The following is a 20535-nucleotide window of genomic DNA, read 5'->3' on the forward strand; positions in this document are numbered from 1 at the left end:
ATTAACCCCTTCTTGATTTCAAAGCTTTTATAACTGCTGTAGTAATAATAACAGATAGGATAGCTTCAGGTATTCCTGATGTAACTGACACACCAAGGATTGCAGATTTTGCATTTTCTAGTGGAATGTTAAGAGCCTCAACATATCTCTTGGCATAGATTACATAAATGCCACCAAGGACTAGGATTGTGTTAGTCATTGATCCCACAAAGGCACCAATGGCAATAGGGAAGTCCTTCTCGCTTGACTTGAAAGAATAAATAAAAAATCCAAGGCAAAGGGCAAGTAGTATTACTACAAAAGTAATATTTAGCGTTGACCCACCACTTTTTATATTCTTGTAGAGTAAGTAAGCTAGGAAAATTGAAATTAGTCCCCAAAGTCCCTTAGTTAAGTTTCTCAAGTTCTTGTCTTCTAACTTCTTCATTGCTGCGTAAGAGTAGTAGGAAGTTATCCCAATTAAAACTCTTGGCAAGACAGAAATTAGTGGATTGTAAAAGACAAAGGCAACGGGACTTGCACCCCTTAGGATTGCATTTAAGAGTGATGACACTCCAAAGATAAGTCCAACCATGGCTCCAACCACAGGGCCCTCTGCTATGGCACCAATAATTACTGGTATGTGCATAGTAGTTGCATTGATTACTCCAAGTGGAATAAGTCCAAGAGGAGTGAGACTAAGAACAACTGTGATGGCACCAAGCATGGCAGCTATCACTAGCCTTCTGTTACGTTCAGTGTTTCGATTCATTTTTACCTCCGATAGGGTTCACGAGGATACCCTTCTTATTTGCATCAAATTATTTGATGGTCCTATAACTTACAAGCCCTCCAGAATCCTCGGCTGAATAAATTGCATTGGCAATAGACCTTGAGATGGTCTTTGCAGCAAGAATTCCAACTAAATTTATGTCTGCTTCAACTTGGCCACTTGCTAGTGTAAAAATTGTATCTCCATCGTTCATGGTATGCACTGGATTGATTGATCTTGCATATCCATCATGAGCCATTTGTGAGATCTTATTACAGTTTGCCTTAGTGAGCCTTGCGTTAGTTGCCACAACAGAAATTGTAGTGTTGGCAGGGCTAAATTGATTATAATCTTTAAGCTGCTTTTCGTAAAGGGCACAAGTGTCTAAAAAGATTTTATTTTCCCTGTCGTAAACTCCCGCAATTCTTTTTCCAGCTTCGTAGTCAAAAATATCTCCCAAGGCATTTAGGGCAACTATAGAAGAGACTACAAGGTCCCCAAGTCTTATTGATGATTGACCAAGACCTGACTTCATGGCAAAGTCATTGCCCAAGATTTTTCCAACGCTGGCACCACAGCCTGCACCAAAGTTGCCTTGAGTCTTGTCATCTTCTCTTGCATTTTTCGCAGCTTCATAGCCCATCTTAAAATCTGGTCGAACTTTTGAATCGCCTACTGCAAGATCAAAGAGAACTGCGCCGGGAACTATGGGAACTATACCAACTCCCACGTCAAAGCCAGCACCCTCTTCTTCCAAGAACTTCATAAGTCCACCACCTGCGTCAAGTCCATAGGCAGACCCACCAGTTAAGAAAACACCGTGGACCTTTTGGACCAAGTTTTCTGCTCTTAGAAGATCAGTCTCACGAGTGCCAGGTCCTGCACCACGAACGTCAACTCCTGCCGTAAAGCCTTCGGGGCAAAGAATGGCACTTGTTCCCGTTAGAGCAAGGTCATCTTCTGAGTGGCCAAGCCTTATCCCCTTAACATCTGTCAAAAATCCCTCGTACATATTTCCTCCTTATTAAAAGTTCATCAACTCATACATAATTATAAACTTGCAAAAATTTACAAAGTCATGAGAGTTTGCTAAGTCATAAAAAAATATTAACTCACAAAAACTTACAAAGTCATAAAACTTAATCACTTACAAAATATCAAAAAACCTCATCAAAGTCGATGAGGTTTGAAAATTTATTTATTTTTTCTCTTTTCGTTGACAGATGTAATTTTATCCTTGAATGTGTAATCCTTGTCGCGTCTGTCATCAATTTTTACAACAGAGTAAACCCTGTCTGCTCCAGATTCAAAAACTGATTCTTGCATCCTTCTTATTACATCATATAAAACTTTTAAATCCTTATGGGCAATTGTTGTTCCCATGGCATTAAGTTCATAAGTTAGTCCATCAACTTCGCCAATGGAGTCAAGGGCACCTGCAATGTACTTGCTCACAGATGTTGTCTTTGTTCCTATAGGTATAAGTGTTAATTCTGCTACTGCCATTTTATTCCTCCTAGTCACTAATCCTTGGCAGGTTCCAATTTCTTTTCACTGCCAAGAGTCTAAATATTAAAACTGTAAAAAAACAAATTATCATGGAAACCTGGTCGCCTAAAAAACTTCTCGTAAGGAGAAAAACTATAGAGCCCAAGATGCAGGCGCCGGCGTAAATTTGTTCCTTAAAGATAAAGGGGATAGTGCCTGCCAAGACGTCACGAATCATTCCACCGCCAACTCCCGTTATGGAACCAACAAAGATAAGCAAGAACCTCTTATCAAGTCCTAGGGAAAGGGCAGTTGCCATTCCAGTAATAGTAAAGGAAGCAAGGCCAATTGTGTCGCTAATAATCATAAACTCATTCATGAAACTTATGACCTGTCTTGATTGAAAGTTTTTTCTAAAATAGAAAAACATAAAAACTAAAATTGAAAAGACAGTGGATATGATTGCGTTAGTTGAATTTTGAAACATCTTTGGTGGATTGATACCAAGGACCAAGTCACGAACGAAGCCTCCCCCAAGAGCTGTGACAAGACCCAAGACGGTAACGCCAAGTATGTCCATCTTCTTCTTGCAACCAAGTATGGCACCGGAAATTGCAAAGGCAATTGTCCCGATGATATCAAAAAATACATTGAACTCTAAATAATTTCCAATCATAAGGTCATTATACCAAAGTTTAAATTTGTGGGAATCGGAAATTTCAATAAATTGAAAAAATTTTTTTAAACTTTGTTATAATGTTAATAGTATTGGAGGGACTATGAGCTTACTTATAAAAAACATTTCCTACTTAGATATAGACCAGGAAAAAATTATTGATAATGCAGATATTCTTATAGAAGAAAATAAAATAAAAAAAATTGGAAGAGATTTAGATGTTAAAGCTGACCAAGTTTTTGATGGCAAGGACAAACTTCTTACACCGGGTTTTGTAAATGCCCACACCCATCTTGGCATGTCCTACTTTAGGAACTATGCCGACGACTTGGCACTGATGGACTGGCTGGAAAATGAAATCTGGCCAATTGAAGCAAAGTTAAACCCAGAGGACATATATTGGTCCTCTAAGCTTTCTATTATTGAAAACATAAAGTCGGGTGTGACAACTTTTTGCGATATGTACTATGAGATGGATAAGGTTGGGGACGCTGCTATTGAAGCTGGAATTCGTGGAGTCCTAACTCGTGGCATGACAGACCTTGATGGAGAAGGGGAAGCCAAGCTTAAAGAGTTTGACGACCTTTACAAGAACTACCACAATAAGTCTAAGGGAAGAATTAGAGTTGTCCCTGCACCTCATGCAATTTACACTTGTTCCACAGAATTTTTAAAAGAAATCTCCAAGAGGGCAAGGGAAAGGTATGACAGCCTAATTCATATCCACTTATCTGAAACTCTTACAGAAGTAGAAAATTCTAAAAAAGAATATGGGATGACCCCAATTGAGTACGTGAACTCTCTTGGCATGCTTGATAGCCAAATAATTGCAGCCCACTGCGTACACATAACTGATGAAGAAATCGAACTTGTGAAGGATAAAAAATTCTTCCCAGTTTACAACCCATCATCAAACCTAAAGCTTGCCAGTGGATTCACACCAGTTGATAAACTTTTGAAAAATAATATTACCATTGCAATGGGAACTGATGGGGACTCATCAAACAACAACCAAGACTTTGTAGAGGAGATGCACATTGGTGGCATAGTCAATAAGGCTGTTACCATGAATGAAAAGGCTGTGCCAGCTATTGAAATTTTAAAAATGGCAACTGTAAATGGAGCAAGGGCCCTTGGCTTTGAAAATCTTGGCTTGATTAAGGAAGGCTACCTTGCAGACCTAACAATTTTTGATTTAGATTCAAATTCTTTCACACCGAGAAATAATTTGATCTCAGCCCTAGTTTACTCAGCCAACTCATCTGATGTTGAAGCAGTCATTTGCGACGGAGACTTCATCATGAAGAATAGGGAAATAGTAAAGCTAGATGAGGGAAAAGTTAGACAAGTGGTCAATGAGAGATGGGAAGACATTAAGAGTAGATAAGACCATGGAAAAGAAAAAGACAAATAATTTTTTTAAAGTTATACTAAGGCTAGCTATTTTATTAATTACTATTACCATCTTCACTGGTGGCATCATGCTAGCCCTGTCCCTAATTTTTTATGGGCAGACTTATTTTAAGAGCGACTATAAAAATGCCAACCTAGTGATGTTAACGGGGACTACTGGACAACTCTTGGCAGGAATCTTTTTTGTGAAATTTATTTTGAAAAAGAAAATTGACTACATCTTCTTTAAGAGAGAAGGCCTTGCTAAGAACATTGGTCTTGGACTCTTCCTTGGGTTTTTGCAAATTTCTACTTATGTCTTGTTAGACATGGGAAGGGGAGTCCTTGGATATGAGAGAATTAACTTAGGCAATTTAAACTTAATTTTTCTTGCCTACTTCATTGCCTTCTTTATCCAATCCACATCAGAGGAAGTCTTGGTAAGAGGAATCCTAACAAGAGTCCTATTTGATAAATATGGAAGGAAGGTCGCAATTTTACTTCCTTCTATCTTCTTTGGACTTTTGCACCTGGGCAACGAGGGAGTTACAATCTTATCCACCATCAACACAATCTTGGTGGGAATATTTTTTGCAAAATTATTATTCTACTCAGATAATATTATGTTGACCTCTGGAGTCCACGCAGGCTGGAACTTTTCCATGGCAATGATCTATGGACTAAATGTTAGCGGCTTTAGTGGTTTTGACAGCCTACTTAATTTTAAAATTTTAAATTACAACTTGTACGACAAAACTTATGGGCCAGAGGGAAGCATCCTCGTGACCTTCATTGAAATAATTAGTATTTTTATTATATTTTATTTGGAAAAAAGAAAGAGAGATAAAAATGGAAGATAAAAAAATAGTTTACTCTGGGATCCAACCTTCAGGTTCCCTCACTATTGGAAATTATATTGGAGCCTTAAAGAACTTTATTGGACTTCAAGATGAATACAACTGCCTCTACTGTATAGTTGACATGCACGCCATCACTGTTGCACAAGAGCCAAAGGACCTTAGGAAGAACACACTTGATGTCCTTGCCCTTTACCTTGCAGCAGGTCTTGACCCAAAGAAGTCAATAATTTACATCCAATCTCATGTGCCAGCCCACGCTGAACTTGGTTGGGTCCTAAACACAATGACAGGTCTTGGACAACTTCAAAGGATGACACAATTTAAGGACAAGGCAAAGAAGTACACTGACGTGCAAGCAGGACTACTTAACTATCCAGTCCTAATGGCAGCAGACATTTTGCTTTACCAATCTTCCTTTGTACCTGTTGGCGAAGATCAAAAGCAACACATAGAAATTACAAGAGACTTGGCACAAAGATTTAACTCAAGATATTCTGAAACTTTTACAATTCCAGAAATTTTAACGCCAAAAGTTGGGGCAAGAATTATGTCACTTAAGGATCCTTCTTCAAAGATGTCTAAGTCTGACACAAATAAGGACGCCTTTATCTTAATTCTTGATTCAGAAGACGACACAAGAAAGAAAATAAAAAGAGCTGTGACAGATTCCTCTGGCGAGTTTAGATATTCTGACGAACAAGCGGGCCTAAAGAACTTGATCAACATTCACGCTTCCTTCTCTGGCATGAGCCCAGAAGAAATTGTCAAGAAGTACGAAAATCTTGGCTACGGAGAATTCAAAGAAGACCTTGGCGAAGTTGTAGTTGAAGGACTAAGACCACTTCGTGAAAGATTTAAAGAAATTAGAGAGGACAAGGCTTATCTTGAATCAGTTTACAAGGAGGGAGCAGAAAAGGCATCCTATCTTGCAAACAAAACCCTAAGAAAGGTTTATAAAAAAGTTGGTTTTATCCCTAGATAATCAACAATTTATTGATTTCAAAGATTTTTTGTGGTATCTTTTATATTAAGTTGGAGGTGGATTATGAAGAAAATAATGATTGTAATAGCCATTATCTTAATAGGTGCAGGAGTATTATATAGACATAATTCTAAAGAAGCTGCATCTATTGGAATAATTCGCGGATCAGACGGACCAACAGCTACTTTTACTACAAAAAATAAAAAGACTGACAAAGACAAAGATGATGGTGTAGAAATAATTGGCGGAGCCGATGGCCCAACTCAAATCTACGTGAAATCTAATGGAAAATAGAAACTTATATCAATCAACGCCCATTGGATTAATTGGTGTAGATTCGACGAAAAATCATGCAATTGACGATGATAGAAATGATTTTCAAAAATTAGTTGATTCTGGATATTTTTATTTTGAAGATGAAAATATAAAAGCTGAAATTAAAAAAGAATCTGATAATGCAGCAACAGCTTACGCTATATGTGATGATGAGGATTATTTTATAAAAAAGACACCAATTTATAATCCGAGTATTGCAAAAACACTTGTAACTTTAATAAATTGGGAGAATTCTAGCTTAGAAATTAAAATAGATACTTATGTAAGCTCAAAAATAATGTTAAAATCTGACTATACAATTTTAATTGCTACAAAAGACAAAGAAGTTATTAAAAAGCTAGAAATAATTAATTCATCAGATGAAGCTACAGATCATTTTAAGAAAACAGAAAAGGTATTTGGAATTTCTAATTATGATGAACTTATAATTTCTATTGAAGAAAATTTTATTTGTCTAATAGATGGCTATGAAGTAGGTCTAGTGTCTACAGGTTATTTAAAAATAGAAAAATGAGCAATAAAAAAGAGGATTGTAAAAATTTATATTTAGAGAGAGACTAGATGGTGAGAGGTCTTTATAAACTTTACAATTGTAGCTTTTTTGCTTCTTTGGTGAATCAAGTAGCCAGAGACGACTTATCTCGTTAAAGATTATAGAGTGTTTATTGAAAAATAAAAATTAAGGTGGTACCGCGTCTTTCGTCCTTAGGGATGGAGGACGCTTTTTTATTTTTTTAATTTTATAAAATTGTAAAAATTCAAAAATTATAAATTATGAGGAGGAAAAATGAAAGAGTTAAACAAAACTTATGATCCAAAGGATTTTGAAGAGAAAATCTATGACTATTGGATGGAAAATAATTACTTTAGGGCAGAGGTTGATGAAAACAAAAAACCTTACTCAATTGTAATGCCACCTCCAAATGTAACAGGCAACCTTCACATGGGTCACGCCCTTAACAACACTATCCAAGACGTTCTCATTAGGACAAAGAGGATGCAGGGCTACTCAGCACTTTGGCTACCAGGAACTGACCACGCATCAATTTCCACTGAAGCAAAGGTTGTAGAAAAACTTAGAAATCAAGGCATAAACAAGGAAGACATTGGTAGAGAAAAATTCTTAGAACACGCTTGGGAATGGACTCACGAATATGGTGGCAACATTGTAAACCAACTTAAGAAGCTAGGAATATCTTGCGACTGGTCAAGACAAAGCTTCACCCTTGACGACAATCTTTCCCACGCAGTTGAAGAAGTTTTTATAGAACTTTATGAAAAGGGACTTATCTATCGTGGCAACAGGATTATTAACTGGTGCCCATCTTGTGAGACTTCAATCTCTGATGCAGAAGTTGAACACGAAGAAAGTGATGGCAATATTTGGTACTTCAAGTATCCCTTTGCAGATAGGGAAGGTGGAATTGAAATTGCAACAACAAGACCTGAGACTATCCCAGGAGACCTTGCCATTGCAGTAAACCCTGAAGATGAAAGATACACTGACCTTGTTGGTGAGTATGTAATGATTCCAGTAATGGGCAACAAAAAAATTCCAATTATTGCTGATGATTATGTTGAAATGGACTTTGGTTCTGGTGCAGTAAAGATTACTCCATCCCACGACCCTAACGACTTTGAAGTTGGAGCTCGTCACGACCTTGGTCAAAATATAATTATGGACGGCAAGGGCTACTTAAATGAAAATGCTGGTGCCTATGCAGGCTTGGAAAGATACGAAGCTAGAAAGAAAATAATTGAAGACTTTGAAAAGCTTGGCTTCTACATTGGCAAGAAGCACCACCATAACGCTGTTGGTCATTGCGAAAGATGTCACACAGTTATTGAACCCCTAATTTCTAAGCAATGGTTCGTTAAGATGGCACCACTTGCTAAGCCAGCTCTTGAAGAATACAGGAAGGGCAACTTAAATATAATTCCAGAAAGATTTGGAAAGATTTACGAAAACTGGCTAGAAAATATTCGTGACTGGAACATCTCAAGACAATTGTGGTGGGGTCACAGACTTCCAGTTTGGTATTCAGACTCTGACGATGAAATTGTAATTTCAAGAGAAGACCCATCAAACACTAAGGGACATGAAGGCAAGACTTACACACAAGACCAAGACACACTTGACACTTGGTTCTCATCAGCCCTTTGGCCTTTCTCAACTCTTGGTTGGCCAGAAAAAACTCCAGAGTACGACTACTTCTATCCAACAAATGTACTTGTAACAGGCTACGACATTATCTTCTTCTGGGTAATTAGAATGGTATTCTCTGCCCTAGAACAAACTGGCAAGCTTCCTTTTAAAGATGTATTCCTAAATGGACTTGTAAGAGACGACCAAGGAAGAAAGATGTCCAAGTCTCTTGGCAATGGTATTGACCCACTTGATATCATAAGAGACTACGGTGCCGATGCCCTTAGATTTACTCTTGTAACAGGTAACACTCCAGGCAACGACATGAGATTTTACATTAAGAGGGTTGAAGCAAATAGAAACTTTGCAAATAAACTTTGGAACGCAACAAGATTTTTAATGATGAATATGTCTGAAGAAATCGAAGATTCCAACTTTGATGTAAATAAGCTTCACTACCAAGACAAGTGGATAATCTCAAAGCTACAAAAAGTTATAAAATCAATTACAGAAAAAATTGACAAGTACGACATTGGTCTTGCAGCAGATGACATTTATGACTTCATCTGGTCCGACTTCTGCGACTGGTATATTGAAATTGTAAAACCAGTTTTATATTCTGACGATGTGGAAGAAAAAACAAACACAGTAAAAGTTTTACTTTATGTATTAGAAAATATTTTAAAACTTCTTCATCCATTTATGCCATACATCACAGAAGAAATTTGGCAAGCCCTACCTAATAGGAAGGAAGCACTTATTGTTGCAGCTTGGCCAGAATACAGGGAAGACCTTGTATTTGAAAAAGAAGAAAGGGCAACAGAATACATTGAAAATGCCATTCGTGAAATAAGAAATGCAAGAAGCGAAATGAATATAGAAAACTCAAAGAAGTCCAACACTCTTGTTTACACTAAGGACAATGAAGTTAAGGAAATCTTTGAAGAAATGAAGGGACTTCTTCTAAATCTTGGCTACTCAAACTCTGTAGAAGTTACAGATGACGAAAGCAAAAAGAATTCAGAAAATATTTCTATAGTTCTCGACAAGGCAGAAATCCAACTTCCACTTAAGGAACTTGTGGACTTTGAAAAGGAACTAAAGAGACTTCAAAAGGATAAGAAGGAAGCTGAAGGGGAACTAAAGAGAGCCAAGGGCAAACTTGCTAATGAAGGCTTTGTTTCTAAGGCACCAAAAAAACTTATTGAAGAAGAAAAAGAAAAAGTTACTAAGTATGAAGAAATCCTAAAGACAATTGAAGTGCAAATTGCAAAGGTAGAAAAAAACCTATGACATACCAAGAAGTTGTAAAAAATATTGAATCCAGGATTGGCAAGTTCAAGTCCAAGGGTAATGTGAGGATCAAAAAGTTTTTAGAAAAGCTTGGGTCACCCCACAAGAACTTAAAAGTCATCCACGTTGCTGGGACCAACGGCAAGGGATCAACAGTTAACTTTATAAAAGATGTCTTAAAAGAAGACTACAAGGTGGGGTCCTTTGTTTCTCCCCACCTCATAACTTACTGCGACAGGATAAAAATTGGCGATGCAGAAATTTCTCAAGCCGACTTTGCTGAAATTGGTGAATTTATAATTGAAAGGGAAAAAGATATTGTAGAAGAATATGGGGACCTAAACCTCTTTGAGTTTTTGACAATTATGGCGATAATCTACTTCGAAAGAGAAGGGGTGGACCTTGCTATCCTTGAAGTTGGCATGGGTGGACGAGCAGACTCCACAAACATCTTCACAAGTCGTGAAAAATTAATTTCTCTTATCACATCAATTTCCATGGACCACATGGAATACCTTGGCGACACCATAGAAGAAATTGCAGATGCCAAGGCTGGCATCATCCAAGAAGGTGGACTTGTAGTAACAACCAATAGGGATCCAAAAATTCTTGGAGTTATAGAAAGAGAAGCAAAAGAAAAATCTGCAGAACTTTTCTACACCAAGGAACTTGCAAGCGAGATTTTAAGGTCTGATCTAAGGGGGATTGACTTCAAAGTGAAATTAGATGAAGTTGAAGAATTTCATCTCACACAAATTGGCGACTACCAAGTTGAAAATGCTATTGGAGCAATTTACGCCCTCTACCTCTTAAACAAGAGGGGAATTTTAAAAATTTCTATGGAGGATATCAAGGCGAGGATAAAAAGATCAACTTGGAAGGGAAGGATGGAGATTGTCTCAAGAGACCCACTTATAATTCTTGACGGAGCTCATAACTTTGATGGGATCAAAAGACTAGTTGAGTCCCTAGACAATTTTAAATTCAAAAAACTCCACCTCATTATGTCAATCCTTGCAGACAAGGAACACAAAAAGATGCTAGAAGAAATTTCATCTTACACAGATGAAGTTGTCTTTGTAAATCTTGACTACAAGAGGGGAACGAGCCCAGATGAACTTAGTCGTGAGGCAAGTGAGTACGGACTTAAGGGTCAAGTCATGACAATTGATGATGCCCTAGCCTATTACAAAAAGTCTTACCAAGAAGGAGACTTGATATTAATCACAGGCTCTCTTTACTTTGTAAGTGAAGCAAGATCAAAGATTTTAAACTACGATTACAGCATTTAATAAAATAAAAAATTGTAAAAAAATAAGACCATGGATTTTTGTTTCCATGGTCTTTTAATTTAAGTTAAATTATTTTGCTTCTTTAGCAGTTTCTTTAACTTCTTCTTTAGCTTCTTTAACGTCTTTCTTCATTTCTTTTTTAGCTTCTTTAACGTCTTTTTCCATTTCTTTTTTAGCTTCTTTAGCTTCTTTCTTTTCTTCTACTTTAACGTCAGCCTTGAAACCAAGTTGTTCTTTAGCTTCAACAAGTGCCTTAAGTTCATTTGTGAATTGTTCAGCAGTAGCTTTTTCATCAGCTAGTAGAGATTTTGCAGCTGCAACAGCATTTTCAAAGTTAGATTTTACTTTATCGTCAGCTTTCTTGTAAGCTTCAGATTCACGAACTTCTTTTTCGTTAGCAAGTTCTTTTTTAACAGCTTCTTTAAGTTCTTCAAGTTTAGGAGCAACTTTTTCTTCCTTAACTTCTTCTTTGTTTGCAACAGAAGTTAGAAGAACAGATTTAGTAGCTTCGTCATATCCAACGCCAAAGCCAAGTTCTTTTCCAAGGTCTCTTAACTTGTAGTAGTTAAGGTCATCAATCTTGTAAGCAGTAGCTGTAAGAGTTTTGTCTCCAACTAGAACCTTGTCGTTAGTAAGCATACCCTTAGACATAGCCTTAACTTCTTTTTGGTCAGAGTCTACAACCTTGTAGTCAGCAGCCTTAGTAAGAGTAACAACTCCGTCCTTGTATTCAACTCCGAATTTAGCTTGAGAGTCTTTAAGAACTGCAGCTAAGTCTCTAAGTTTGAAGTAGTTGTAACCATCAATGTTGTATCCGTAGATAACAACGTCTTTTCCGTCAAGTTTAACCTTTTGAGTAGTAGCCTTAACGTCAACAGTTTTAACTTCTTTCTTTTCTTCAACCTTAGCATCAGCCTTGAAACCAAGTTTTTCGTGAGCTTCTACAAGAGCCTTAAGAGCATTTTCAAATTGTTCTGGTTTAGCTTCCTTGTCATTAGCAATTGATTTTGCAGCAGCAATAGCATTTTCGTAATTAGTGATTACGTCATCTTTAGCTTCTTTTAAATTTTTAGATTCACGAACTGCTTTTTCTTTTGCAATTTCTTTATTAAGAGCTTCTTTAACTTCTTCAAGCTTAGGAGCAACTTTTTCTTTAGCTTCAGTCATTTTTTCTTCAGCTTTTTCTTTAGCTTCAGTCATTTTTTCTTTAGCATCTTTAGCTACTTCTTTTCCAGCTTCCTTAGCGTCTTTAGCTAATTGTTCAACCTTAGATGGTTCTTTAGCTTCTTTCATAGCATTTTCAGCTGCAGCGAAAACTGGGCTAGCAGTAGATAGTAGCATTACTCCAGCTAGAGATAGTGATGTTAATTTCTTGTTCATTATAATTTTCCTCCTAAAATATAAGTTAACCTTATTATACATAAATTAATTGATAAATCAATTAAAGTGAGTAAAATAGAGAATCATTTTAAAAATTTTAATAATTCTGTAACATTAATTCTTGCTATAAGTGTAAACGAAACCACCACTTGCATCTACAGTGACTTCGCCAGACTTAGTGTAGAAGACATAAGTACCAGCATCAGGGAGGTAATCCCTTTGGTCCTTACTAAGCTCCTTATCTTTTAAAAATCTTTTCTTGTTTCCCACAAGATTCATAAATTCACGAGCAACTTTTCTTGACTCATCTTCACTCAAGTGTTTTTTCAAGAAAGGATACTTTTCGTTAGGGAAGTAGTCAAACTTATAAAACTTTAAATTATTATTCTTATCAAAGATGAACCTCATAGATAAATTTTTCTTTTCATAGTCCTTTAAAAATAATTCATAGACCTTGCCGTCTTGAACTTCTTCCACCTTAATGACACCATCCCTTAAGTAGTCGCCAAGGTCAGTGACCTTTCTTATCTTATTAATAAGAGCAAGATCCTTACCATCCTTAAGAGGGTCAGGCTCACGAGTGACATCTCTCTCATAGCCATTATTGATGCTGCAGTAAAATTCTTTTTCGTTCCACTCAAGCTTGGCATTCATTGCATTGGCAAGTGCCCTAGCAGGTACATAAGCAGTGTCATTTAAGATAAAAGTTGGCGAGTCAATTGTAAAGACCATGTCATCAATCCTGTACTCCTTAGAGTCAATGTAGAAAACAATCTTTTTTCCCTTGTTAATAATCTCCACCTGCCTTGTGTCGCCCTTCCAAATAACATCAGCTCCTAGGTTTTCAGAAACAAGCCTAAGGGGAATGTGGATCCTGTCATTTTTCACAACGAAATCCTTCTCGAAGACAATGTTATTGATGACAAGAGTCATCTTTTTCCTTTCACTAGCGTAGACACTGGTGAAGAGTAAAAGAAAAGATAGGATAAATAAAAACTTCTTCTTCATGTAATCACTCCTTTAGTTAATTATAACACTAATAAAAAATTAAAAACTTACAAAAAGCTTAAGAATAAGAGAAAAGAAAAAAGTCCCCCTAAGGGAACTTTTAAGAATTAATTATGAACTTGTTGCCACATGACTTGCAAGTAACTCTTATTTTGCCCTTGCCTCTTGGCACCTTCATCTTTAACTTGCATGAAGGGCACTTGATGTACTTGTAAGTCTTCCTATTGTCGTATCTAGTCTTGGAAGTGAAGACCTTCCTCCTCAGTGGTTCAACGCTATCTAAGAATTTTTGATTTTCTCTATACCTTGCGTTGATGTCGCGAGAGAAGATCCTGTAATAGGAATAAATAATAAGCACAAGGGCAACAGTTGGTAGGCTTGCCTTCTTTATGAAGAGATTAATAATCAAGAGGACAAGAGCTAGGGAAGTGATGAACCTGCCCAATTGATCTTGACCATACCTGCCCACCATAAACTGTCTAAACTTATCTTTGATTTTCAAAAAATCAACTCTTTCTAATTTTATAATCTTATAGGTCTAACTTTGCAATATGATCCTTGATTACGCCAGCTGTCTTTTTAAGTCTACCCAATTCGTCTTCTGTTAAGTCAAGCTCAAACTTTTCTTCTATACCATCTTTGCCAACCCTAATTGGAGTTGAGATGTATAGGTCATCAAGTCCGTAGTGTCCTTCCATTAAACAAGAAGCCTTTAGGACAATTTTTTCATCATTGGCAATTGCTTGGATGATATTGTTAACAGTGTTGCCAATACCATATTGAGTTGAGCCCTTGCCCTTGAAAATATCCCAGCCACGACGACGAGTGTCATCTTCGATTTGGTCCTTGTCAAAGTCCTTAAATAGTTCTGGGTGAGTTTCCTTATACTTATCAAGAGTCATAGATCCGATCATAACTTGTGACCAAGGAACGAATTGACTTTCACCATGTTCGCCAAGTACAGTAGCGTTGACAGACTTTGGAGAAATACCAAGCTTATTTGCAATTACAACTTGTAGCCTTGCAGAGTCCAAAAATGTTCCTGAACCAATAACCCTTGAGTCATCGAAGCCAGAAACTTTATAAACTTCATAAGTAATAATGTCTACAGGGTTTGTTACAACGACAAAAATTCCCTTGAAGCCAGCGTCAACAATTTTTCTTACGTAGCTTGCAACTTCTTTCTTATTTAACTCAAGCTCATTAAGTCTATCTTCTTCAGGGATCTTGCCAGAGCAAATTACAACGACATCACGGTCGCCCATGTCTTCATACTCGCCAGCTCTAAACTTAACATCCTTTGGATAGAAAAGTCTTCCATCATTTAAGTCAATGGCTTGGGAGATTGCTTTTTCTTTTATAACATCATTAATAATAATGTCAGATGCAATACCTCTCATGGCAGAAGTGTATGCCACGATTTCGCCAACAGCTCCAGCTCCAATAATACCTAATTTCATCTTTATTCCTCCTTATGTCCTCCTGGGACAAATTTAATAAGAAGTCAAAAATCTTCTTATTAATACCATATTATAGTACAGTAAAATCTAAAAGGAAATAAAAAAGTAAATTAACTAAGCATTTACATAAAAAAATAAAAATAAAAAATTGTAAATTTCTGTAGCTTTTTTCAAATTCAACTGTTATAATAAAGAAGCACTTGAAAGAGGGAGAAAAATTCCTCGAAAAAATATTTTAAAAACTTTTTAAAAAGTATTGACAAGATATTAAAAAGTGCGTATAATAAGTTTTGTTGTTAAAACTTCATGCGGGAATGGCGGAATTGGCAGACGCGCTAGACTTAGGATCTAGTTCCAACGGAGTGGGGGTTCAAGTCCTCTTTCCCGCACCAACATTAAACACACAAGTTAACTTGTGTGTTTTTTTGTGTCCTTTTTTATAAGCACAATCTTTACAAAAAAATCTGTTGGTTTTTATTTCCAACAGATTAATTTATTTCTTATCTAAATTTTCAATATCATACTTATAAAGGTCTTCATAATAATAAGAATTTTGAATACCACGCATATAAACCTGCCTGCTATCTATGTCTTTGGTCAAGGCATCTCTTAACAAGTGCCTTATCTCTAAAGAATTAACAGGGGACCTTTCCATGGCACTTAGGTATTGAAACTTGTCAACCTTGGACCAGTCCACGCAAAGCTTTAAGTTTTTCTTTAAGATTAAGTCCAACCAAATTCTAGTGGCACGACCATTGCCCTCTCTAAAGGGATGAGCCACATTCATTTCCACATATTTTTCTATTATCTCATCAAAGTTATCTTCAGGCATCTTTTCGATTATTTTTAAATTATCTCTTAAAAATAAAAGAGGAGCAAATCTAAAATTTCCCTTTGAAATATTTACATCTCTTATCTCGCCAGCAAAATCAAAAATATCTTGAAATAAATATTTGTGAATTTCTTGTAGACCCTTAAGGCTTCCAACTTCAAATTCATTTATTAACTTCTTGTCCCAGAGTTCAATTGATCGCTTCTTTGATAGCAACTCTTCATCCTTCATTGAATCACCCCTTAAGTTTTACTTTATAATTATTCTACAACATATAAAAGGAAAAGCAAAAAATATTTACAATTATTTTACATTTACAAATTCATACAAAAAAAGAAATTTTATCGAGTATAATATGTGAGGGAGGACTTATGAAAAAAACTTTTAAAATAATTTTTGGACTACTACTAATTTTAATAATTTCTATATACATAGGAGGACTTTTCTTCTTCACTAATAGGTACATGCCAAGGACCTACATCAATGGAAGAGACTTTGGGCTTGTAAAAAAATCTGAACTCAAAAAGACCTACGAGGACCTTTCAAGAAACTTTGAACTTGAAATCATCGCCAAGGACAAGAACTTGAATGACAAGATCGCTGCCAAGGACTTTGGATATGTTGACTCTATAGGAAGTGAATCTATAGACCAGACAGCCTTCTACTGGCCAGTGGCATCTCTTGTGCCAAAGCACTACAAGGTTGACCGTGACCTAAAGTTTGATGCAGAAGCCTTAGATGAAAAAATAAATAAACTTAAACCAGTAATGGGACAAAAGGACCACTCACAAGATGCAAAAGTCATCTACCAAGATGGGGAATTTAAAATCCAAGATGAAATCCATGGCAACTTTATAAAGATGGACGAATTTAAAAATTCCATCCTAGGTCACTTTGGAGACTTGAAGGAAAAACTTGACCTTGCAGAAGAAAATCTCTACCAAGAACCAGAGATTACTAAGGATTCAGAATATATAAAAAATCAACTTGCTTCTTATAAAGACGTCTACAAGAAAAAAATAATTTTTGACTTTGACGACAGGAAGGAAGAGGTGACAGGTCAGGGGATAATTGCTATCTACTCCAAGGCTGATGACGGAACCCTTGCCCTTGACGAAGAGAAACTAAAACACTTTGTAGAAAGACTTGCTGCCAAGTACGATACCTACAGAACAAGCAGGATTTTTAACTCAACAGGGCTTGGTCTCATGAAAGTTGACGGAGGCATCTACGGTTGGCTAACAGATAGGAAGGCTACAAGAGAAAAAATAAAAGAGGCCCTTGCTAAAGAAGAACCAGTTACAATAAAGCCAGCCTATAGGCAAGACGCAGTATCAAGAAAAGTTGACGACGTGGGCAAGACCTACATCGAAGTAGACCTTGCAAGACAAAAACTTTGGTACTACAAGGACGGAGCCTTACAACTTGAAACCAATGTTGTAACAGGTAACCCAACCAAAGGCAATGGAACACCAACAGGTACTGATAGGATTTGGTCTCGTGAAAGAGATAGGTACCTAACAGGAGAAACCTACCGATCAAAAGTTTCCTACTGGGCACCAATTAACTGGTCCGGAGTGGGTCTTCACGATGCATCATGGAGATCAAACTTTGGCGGAAACATCTACAAGTCAGGTGGATCTCATGGCTGCATAAACATTCCAGTTCCAGTTATGAAAAACTTATTTCCACAAACCTTTACGGGCATGCCAGTTATAGTTTATAACTCAGCAACCCAAAGAGTTAATGATGCTGGGGGACAAGTAGTAGTTGGTCAACAACCACAAGCCCAAGCCAATCAAGGACAATAAAATTAAGAGCAAAAGCAAATTGATAATTAATATAAATTAAGTCCACATAAAGCTTGAAAAAAATTTAACGAGTGATATAATAAAAACAAGAAATAAATAAATATTTTAAATCTTCAGGGAAGGGTGCAAATCCCAACCGGCGGTAAAGTCCGCGAGCGCAAGCCGAATTGGTGCAATTCCAATACCGACAGTAAAGTCTGGATGAGAGAATGATTTAAACTTTCACGCCCCGAAGGTTCGGGGTTTTTTTATGCCCCAACAGGAGGTAAAATGAATAAAGTAAATTCAAGTTCAATGATAAGAACAAAAGACATGACAAAAATAGGAATGCTATCAGTAATTGGTTTTATACTAATGTATTTTCAACTACCACTTACCTTTGTAGCACCGCCCTTTATGAAGCTAGACATCTCAGACCTTCCAGTCCTAATGGGGGCCTTCACAATGGGACCAGCCTACGGCATCATAATCGCAGCCCTAAAAAACATAATGCACATAATATTTAAGGGCACAATGACAGCAGGAGTTGGCGAACTATCCAACTTCATCATCTCATCAACCTTTGCCTTCGTGTCAGCCTACTTCTATAGAAGACACAAGACATACAAGGGAGCAATAATCTCCTTGACATTAGGAGTACTTGCCATGACTGTCCTTGCAATGATCTCCAACTACTTCGTAGTATTCCCACTATACGGCAAAGTAATGCCAATGGAAGCAATCATAGGAATGGGCGCAGCAATCACATCAAAAATCACAGGTCTATTCACAATGATGATCTACTCAGTCCTACCTTTTAACCTAATAAAAGGCTTCGCAACATCAGCTGTGATGATGTTAGTCTACAAAAGAGTCTCACCACTCTTTAAAAACTAAATAAAAAAGATTTAAAAGATTAAAGATAAGATAAAAGAGCAAGCTGTCGCAAGGCAGCTTGTTTTTTTTATCCTATATAATATAATTTAAAAAGAAAACATTTTAAAAAATACAAAGAGAGGTAGAAAATGAAAATACTTTGCGCAGGCCCAACATCAATCGACCCAAGAGTAATGGAAGTAATGGGAAAATCCCTTACCAACCCAGACATAGATCCAGAATACGAAAAGAAGCATAGACAAGTAGAAAAGAAAATTTCCAAACTCCTAAAGACAGAAGCCACATCCTTCATCATGCTAGGCGAAGGAATGATAGGACTAGAAGGCGCCATCATAAACCTAGTAGAAAAAGGCGACAGAGTCCTAGTCCTTAACAACGGAGTCTTTGGAGCAGGCTTTGCCGACTTTGTAAAATACTATGAAGGAGTGCCCTACATATACGAAGACGACTTCAGAAGAGGCTTCGACATAGAAAAACTTAAGAACTTCCTAGAAAAAGACCACGACTTCAAAGTAGCAACCATGGTCCACTGCGAAACACCATCAGGCATCACCAACGACGTCAAGACAATATGCAAGCTTCTAAACTCCTACGGAATCCTAACAATAGTAGACACAGTATCAGGCATGGGGGGAGAAGAATTTGACTTCGACGACTACAAAGTGGACATCGCCCTAGGCGGAAGCCAAAAATGTATCTCAGCACCAACAGGCCTAACCCTAGTGACCATATCAGAGAGAGCAAAGCAGGCAATAAGAGATAGAAAAAAACCAGTTCCTTCATATTATATGAACTTTGAAAACTACTACGCCTACTCCGACGGCTTTGCCTTCCCATACACAATGAACGAAAACTTGACCTACGCCCTAGACCTAGCCCTAGATTTATTATTTGAAAAAGACTCACTAGCCTTACACAAAAAATACGCAGAAGTAACAAGAGAAATCTTTGAAAAAGCAGGCTTTGAACTCTACGCAAAGGACTCAAGATCCAACACACTAACAGCAGTAATGGTCCCAGAAGGCTTCATAGCAGAAGACATCATAGGAGCCTTGAGAAAAAAAGGAATCCTAATCTCTAAAGGAGCAGGGGACATCTTCGAAAAAGTATTTAGAATAGGTCACATGGGCAACAACATCTCATATGAAAACTTCTTAGAACTCTATGAAAAGTTAGATGAAGTCTTCGGGGAACTAGGAATCAAGACAAAAGTGTCTTTAAAAGAAGAGTTTCAAAAATTAATGGAAAAATAAGATTTTCTTTAAAGAAAATAAGGAAAAGAATTTTATTATAAAGATTTCATCTTTAAAAAATTTTTTGCAAAGCCTAAGGCTTTAAAGATTCTTATTGGAGGGACTTAGGAAATCAATAGAAAATTTTTTAAAAGCTACGCTTTTATATTTGCTTTTGGAGGGGACTTAGGGCGTTTCGATTCGCCCTTGTCCCCTCCAAACCTCCCCTTACCACCCCCAACGACCTGGCAGGGGCCTTTGCCAACAACCTCGAGCGGCAGACAGCCTAAAATTCAAAACTCGTTAAGCTCAAGCTTTTGAATTTTAAAAACTTACTAATCAATTTATGCCGAATAATTATTATCTGTGAACTCAATCGCTTAACTCAAAAAGTTGAATTTTTTAACGGCTGTCTTGCCTTACGGGGTTTTTCAACCTATAGTCCACCGTTTTACCTCAACACCTTTTCAATCCTATCTTGAGTTACATACCAAAACCTAACAATCTTAATAAACTTTTTAATCAAAAGAAGCTTAGTCAGTATTGATTAAGCTTCTTCTTTTTATAAGCTAGTAATTATTTATAAGCTTGTAAGCTTTTATGACTTCATAAGGAAGTACAACTTTATAATAAGTTACGATGCTATAAGATGACATAACTTTATAACAATCAACGACTTCACACTTAAGCAGTAAGCTAATCGAGTGCCCCAGTTTGTAG

19 protein-coding genes, 1 tRNA gene, 1 riboswitch and 1 other annotated feature are annotated in these 20535 nt (G+C 36.9%); of the genes, 11 read left to right on the forward strand and 9 right to left on the reverse strand.

Annotated elements, in window-relative coordinates:
* Position 1: 1 nt before the first annotated feature.
* The 4 genes from M9426_RS06685 to M9426_RS06700 form a co-directional block, all read right to left on the reverse strand.
* Positions 2-751 (reverse strand): ECF transporter S component, encoded by a 750-nt coding sequence (locus M9426_RS06685; RefSeq protein WP_250341743.1) that lies wholly within the window; start codon positions 749-751, stop codon positions 2-4.
* Between the two features lie 49 nt (positions 752-800).
* Positions 801-1763, reverse strand: a complete 963-nt coding sequence (locus M9426_RS06690; protein ID WP_250341744.1) for a P1 family peptidase — start codon at positions 1761-1763, stop codon at positions 801-803.
* A 182-nt stretch (positions 1764-1945) separates the two neighbouring features.
* Entirely contained in the window at positions 1946-2257 is a 312-nt protein-coding gene (locus M9426_RS06695; protein WP_060799474.1) for an MTH1187 family thiamine-binding protein, read from the reverse strand.
* A gap of 10 nt (positions 2258-2267) precedes the next feature.
* Positions 2268-2915: a trimeric intracellular cation channel family protein gene (locus M9426_RS06700; protein WP_250341745.1), complete on the reverse strand. Its 648-nt coding sequence runs from the start codon at positions 2913-2915 to the stop codon at positions 2268-2270.
* 103 nt (positions 2916-3018) lie between these two features.
* On the opposite strand from M9426_RS06700, the gene M9426_RS06705 reads away from it, so the two are divergent.
* The 7 genes from M9426_RS06705 to M9426_RS06735 all read left to right on the forward strand — a co-directional run bounded on the left by M9426_RS06705 (position 3019) and on the right by M9426_RS06735 (position 11216).
* Positions 3019-4302 carry an amidohydrolase gene (locus M9426_RS06705; protein WP_250341746.1) on the forward strand — a complete coding sequence of 428 codons (1284 nt, stop codon included), beginning with the start codon at positions 3019-3021 and terminating at the stop codon, positions 4300-4302.
* Positions 4271-5167, forward strand: a complete 897-nt coding sequence (locus tag M9426_RS06710; RefSeq protein WP_250341747.1) for a CPBP family intramembrane glutamic endopeptidase — start codon at positions 4271-4273, stop codon at positions 5165-5167. The genes M9426_RS06705 and M9426_RS06710 overlap by 32 nt, the downstream gene beginning before the upstream one ends.
* Positions 5157-6149, forward strand: coding sequence for a tryptophan--tRNA ligase (trpS, locus tag M9426_RS06715; RefSeq protein ID WP_250341748.1), 993 nt, complete (start codon positions 5157-5159; stop codon positions 6147-6149). The genes M9426_RS06710 and trpS overlap by 11 nt, the downstream gene beginning before the upstream one ends.
* 63 nt (positions 6150-6212) lie before the next feature.
* Positions 6213-6443, forward strand: a complete 231-nt coding sequence (locus M9426_RS06720; RefSeq protein ID WP_250341749.1) for a sodium ion-translocating decarboxylase subunit beta — start codon at positions 6213-6215, stop codon at positions 6441-6443.
* A complete protein-coding gene (locus M9426_RS06725; protein WP_250341750.1) occupies positions 6433-6999 on the forward strand; it encodes a hypothetical protein in 567 nt (188 codons plus the stop codon). Before M9426_RS06720 ends, M9426_RS06725 begins: the two co-directional genes overlap by 11 nt.
* Positions 6994-7195, forward strand: a binding site (T-box leader). It overlaps the preceding gene by 6 nt.
* 77 nt (positions 7196-7272) lie before the next feature.
* Positions 7273-9924, forward strand: a complete 2652-nt coding sequence (locus M9426_RS06730; RefSeq protein ID WP_250341751.1) for a valine--tRNA ligase — start codon at positions 7273-7275, stop codon at positions 9922-9924.
* The gene (locus M9426_RS06735; protein ID WP_250341752.1) at positions 9921-11216 is read left to right on the forward strand and encodes a bifunctional folylpolyglutamate synthase/dihydrofolate synthase; all 1296 of its coding nucleotides are present in this window, start codon (positions 9921-9923) and stop codon (positions 11214-11216) included. The genes M9426_RS06730 and M9426_RS06735 overlap by 4 nt, the downstream gene beginning before the upstream one ends.
* Positions 11217-11285: 69 nt before the next feature.
* On the opposite strand, the gene M9426_RS06740 is transcribed toward M9426_RS06735, so the two are convergent.
* The 4 genes from M9426_RS06740 to M9426_RS06755 form a co-directional block, all read right to left on the reverse strand.
* Positions 11286-12596: a hypothetical protein gene (locus M9426_RS06740; RefSeq protein ID WP_250341753.1), complete on the reverse strand. Its 1311-nt coding sequence runs from the start codon at positions 12594-12596 to the stop codon at positions 11286-11288.
* A 114-nt stretch (positions 12597-12710) separates the two neighbouring features.
* Positions 12711-13604, reverse strand: a complete 894-nt coding sequence (locus M9426_RS06745; RefSeq protein WP_250341754.1) for a copper amine oxidase N-terminal domain-containing protein — start codon at positions 13602-13604, stop codon at positions 12711-12713.
* A gap of 100 nt (positions 13605-13704) precedes the next feature.
* Complete coding sequence (locus tag M9426_RS06750) at positions 13705-14106, reverse strand: hypothetical protein (protein WP_250341755.1); 402 nt, start codon at positions 14104-14106, stop codon at positions 13705-13707.
* Positions 14107-14134: 28 nt separating this feature from the next.
* Positions 14135-15064 (reverse strand): L-lactate dehydrogenase, encoded by a 930-nt coding sequence (locus tag M9426_RS06755; RefSeq protein WP_250341756.1) that lies wholly within the window; start codon positions 15062-15064, stop codon positions 14135-14137.
* Positions 15065-15372: 308 nt separating this feature from the next.
* On the opposite strand from M9426_RS06755, the gene M9426_RS06760 reads away from it, so the two are divergent.
* A tRNA-Leu gene (locus M9426_RS06760) sits at positions 15373-15456 on the forward strand.
* 101 nt (positions 15457-15557) lie between these two features.
* Here the strand turns inward: M9426_RS06760 and fic are convergent.
* Positions 15558-16127, reverse strand: coding sequence for a protein adenylyltransferase Fic (gene fic / locus M9426_RS06765; protein ID WP_005956162.1), 570 nt, complete (start codon positions 16125-16127; stop codon positions 15558-15560).
* Between the two features lie 140 nt (positions 16128-16267).
* Between fic and M9426_RS06770 the strand changes: the two genes are divergently transcribed.
* The 3 genes from M9426_RS06770 to M9426_RS06780 all read left to right on the forward strand — a co-directional run bounded on the left by M9426_RS06770 (position 16268) and on the right by M9426_RS06780 (position 19836).
* Positions 16268-17707 (forward strand): L,D-transpeptidase family protein, encoded by a 1440-nt coding sequence (locus M9426_RS06770; protein ID WP_250341757.1) that lies wholly within the window; start codon positions 16268-16270, stop codon positions 17705-17707.
* 105 nt (positions 17708-17812) lie between these two features.
* Positions 17813-17925, forward strand: a riboswitch (FMN riboswitch).
* 52 nt (positions 17926-17977) lie between these two features.
* Positions 17978-18583: an ECF transporter S component gene (locus tag M9426_RS06775; protein ID WP_250341758.1), complete on the forward strand. Its 606-nt coding sequence runs from the start codon at positions 17978-17980 to the stop codon at positions 18581-18583.
* A gap of 128 nt (positions 18584-18711) precedes the next feature.
* Positions 18712-19836, forward strand: coding sequence for a pyridoxal-phosphate-dependent aminotransferase family protein (locus M9426_RS06780; protein WP_250341759.1), 1125 nt, complete (start codon positions 18712-18714; stop codon positions 19834-19836).
* Positions 19837-20535: the final 699 nt, after the last annotated feature.

Origin of the sequence: Peptoniphilus genitalis (assembly GCF_023614525.1) — a bacterium.
GTDB classification, from domain to species: Bacteria; Bacillota; Clostridia; order Tissierellales; family Peptoniphilaceae; genus Peptoniphilus_A; species Peptoniphilus_A genitalis.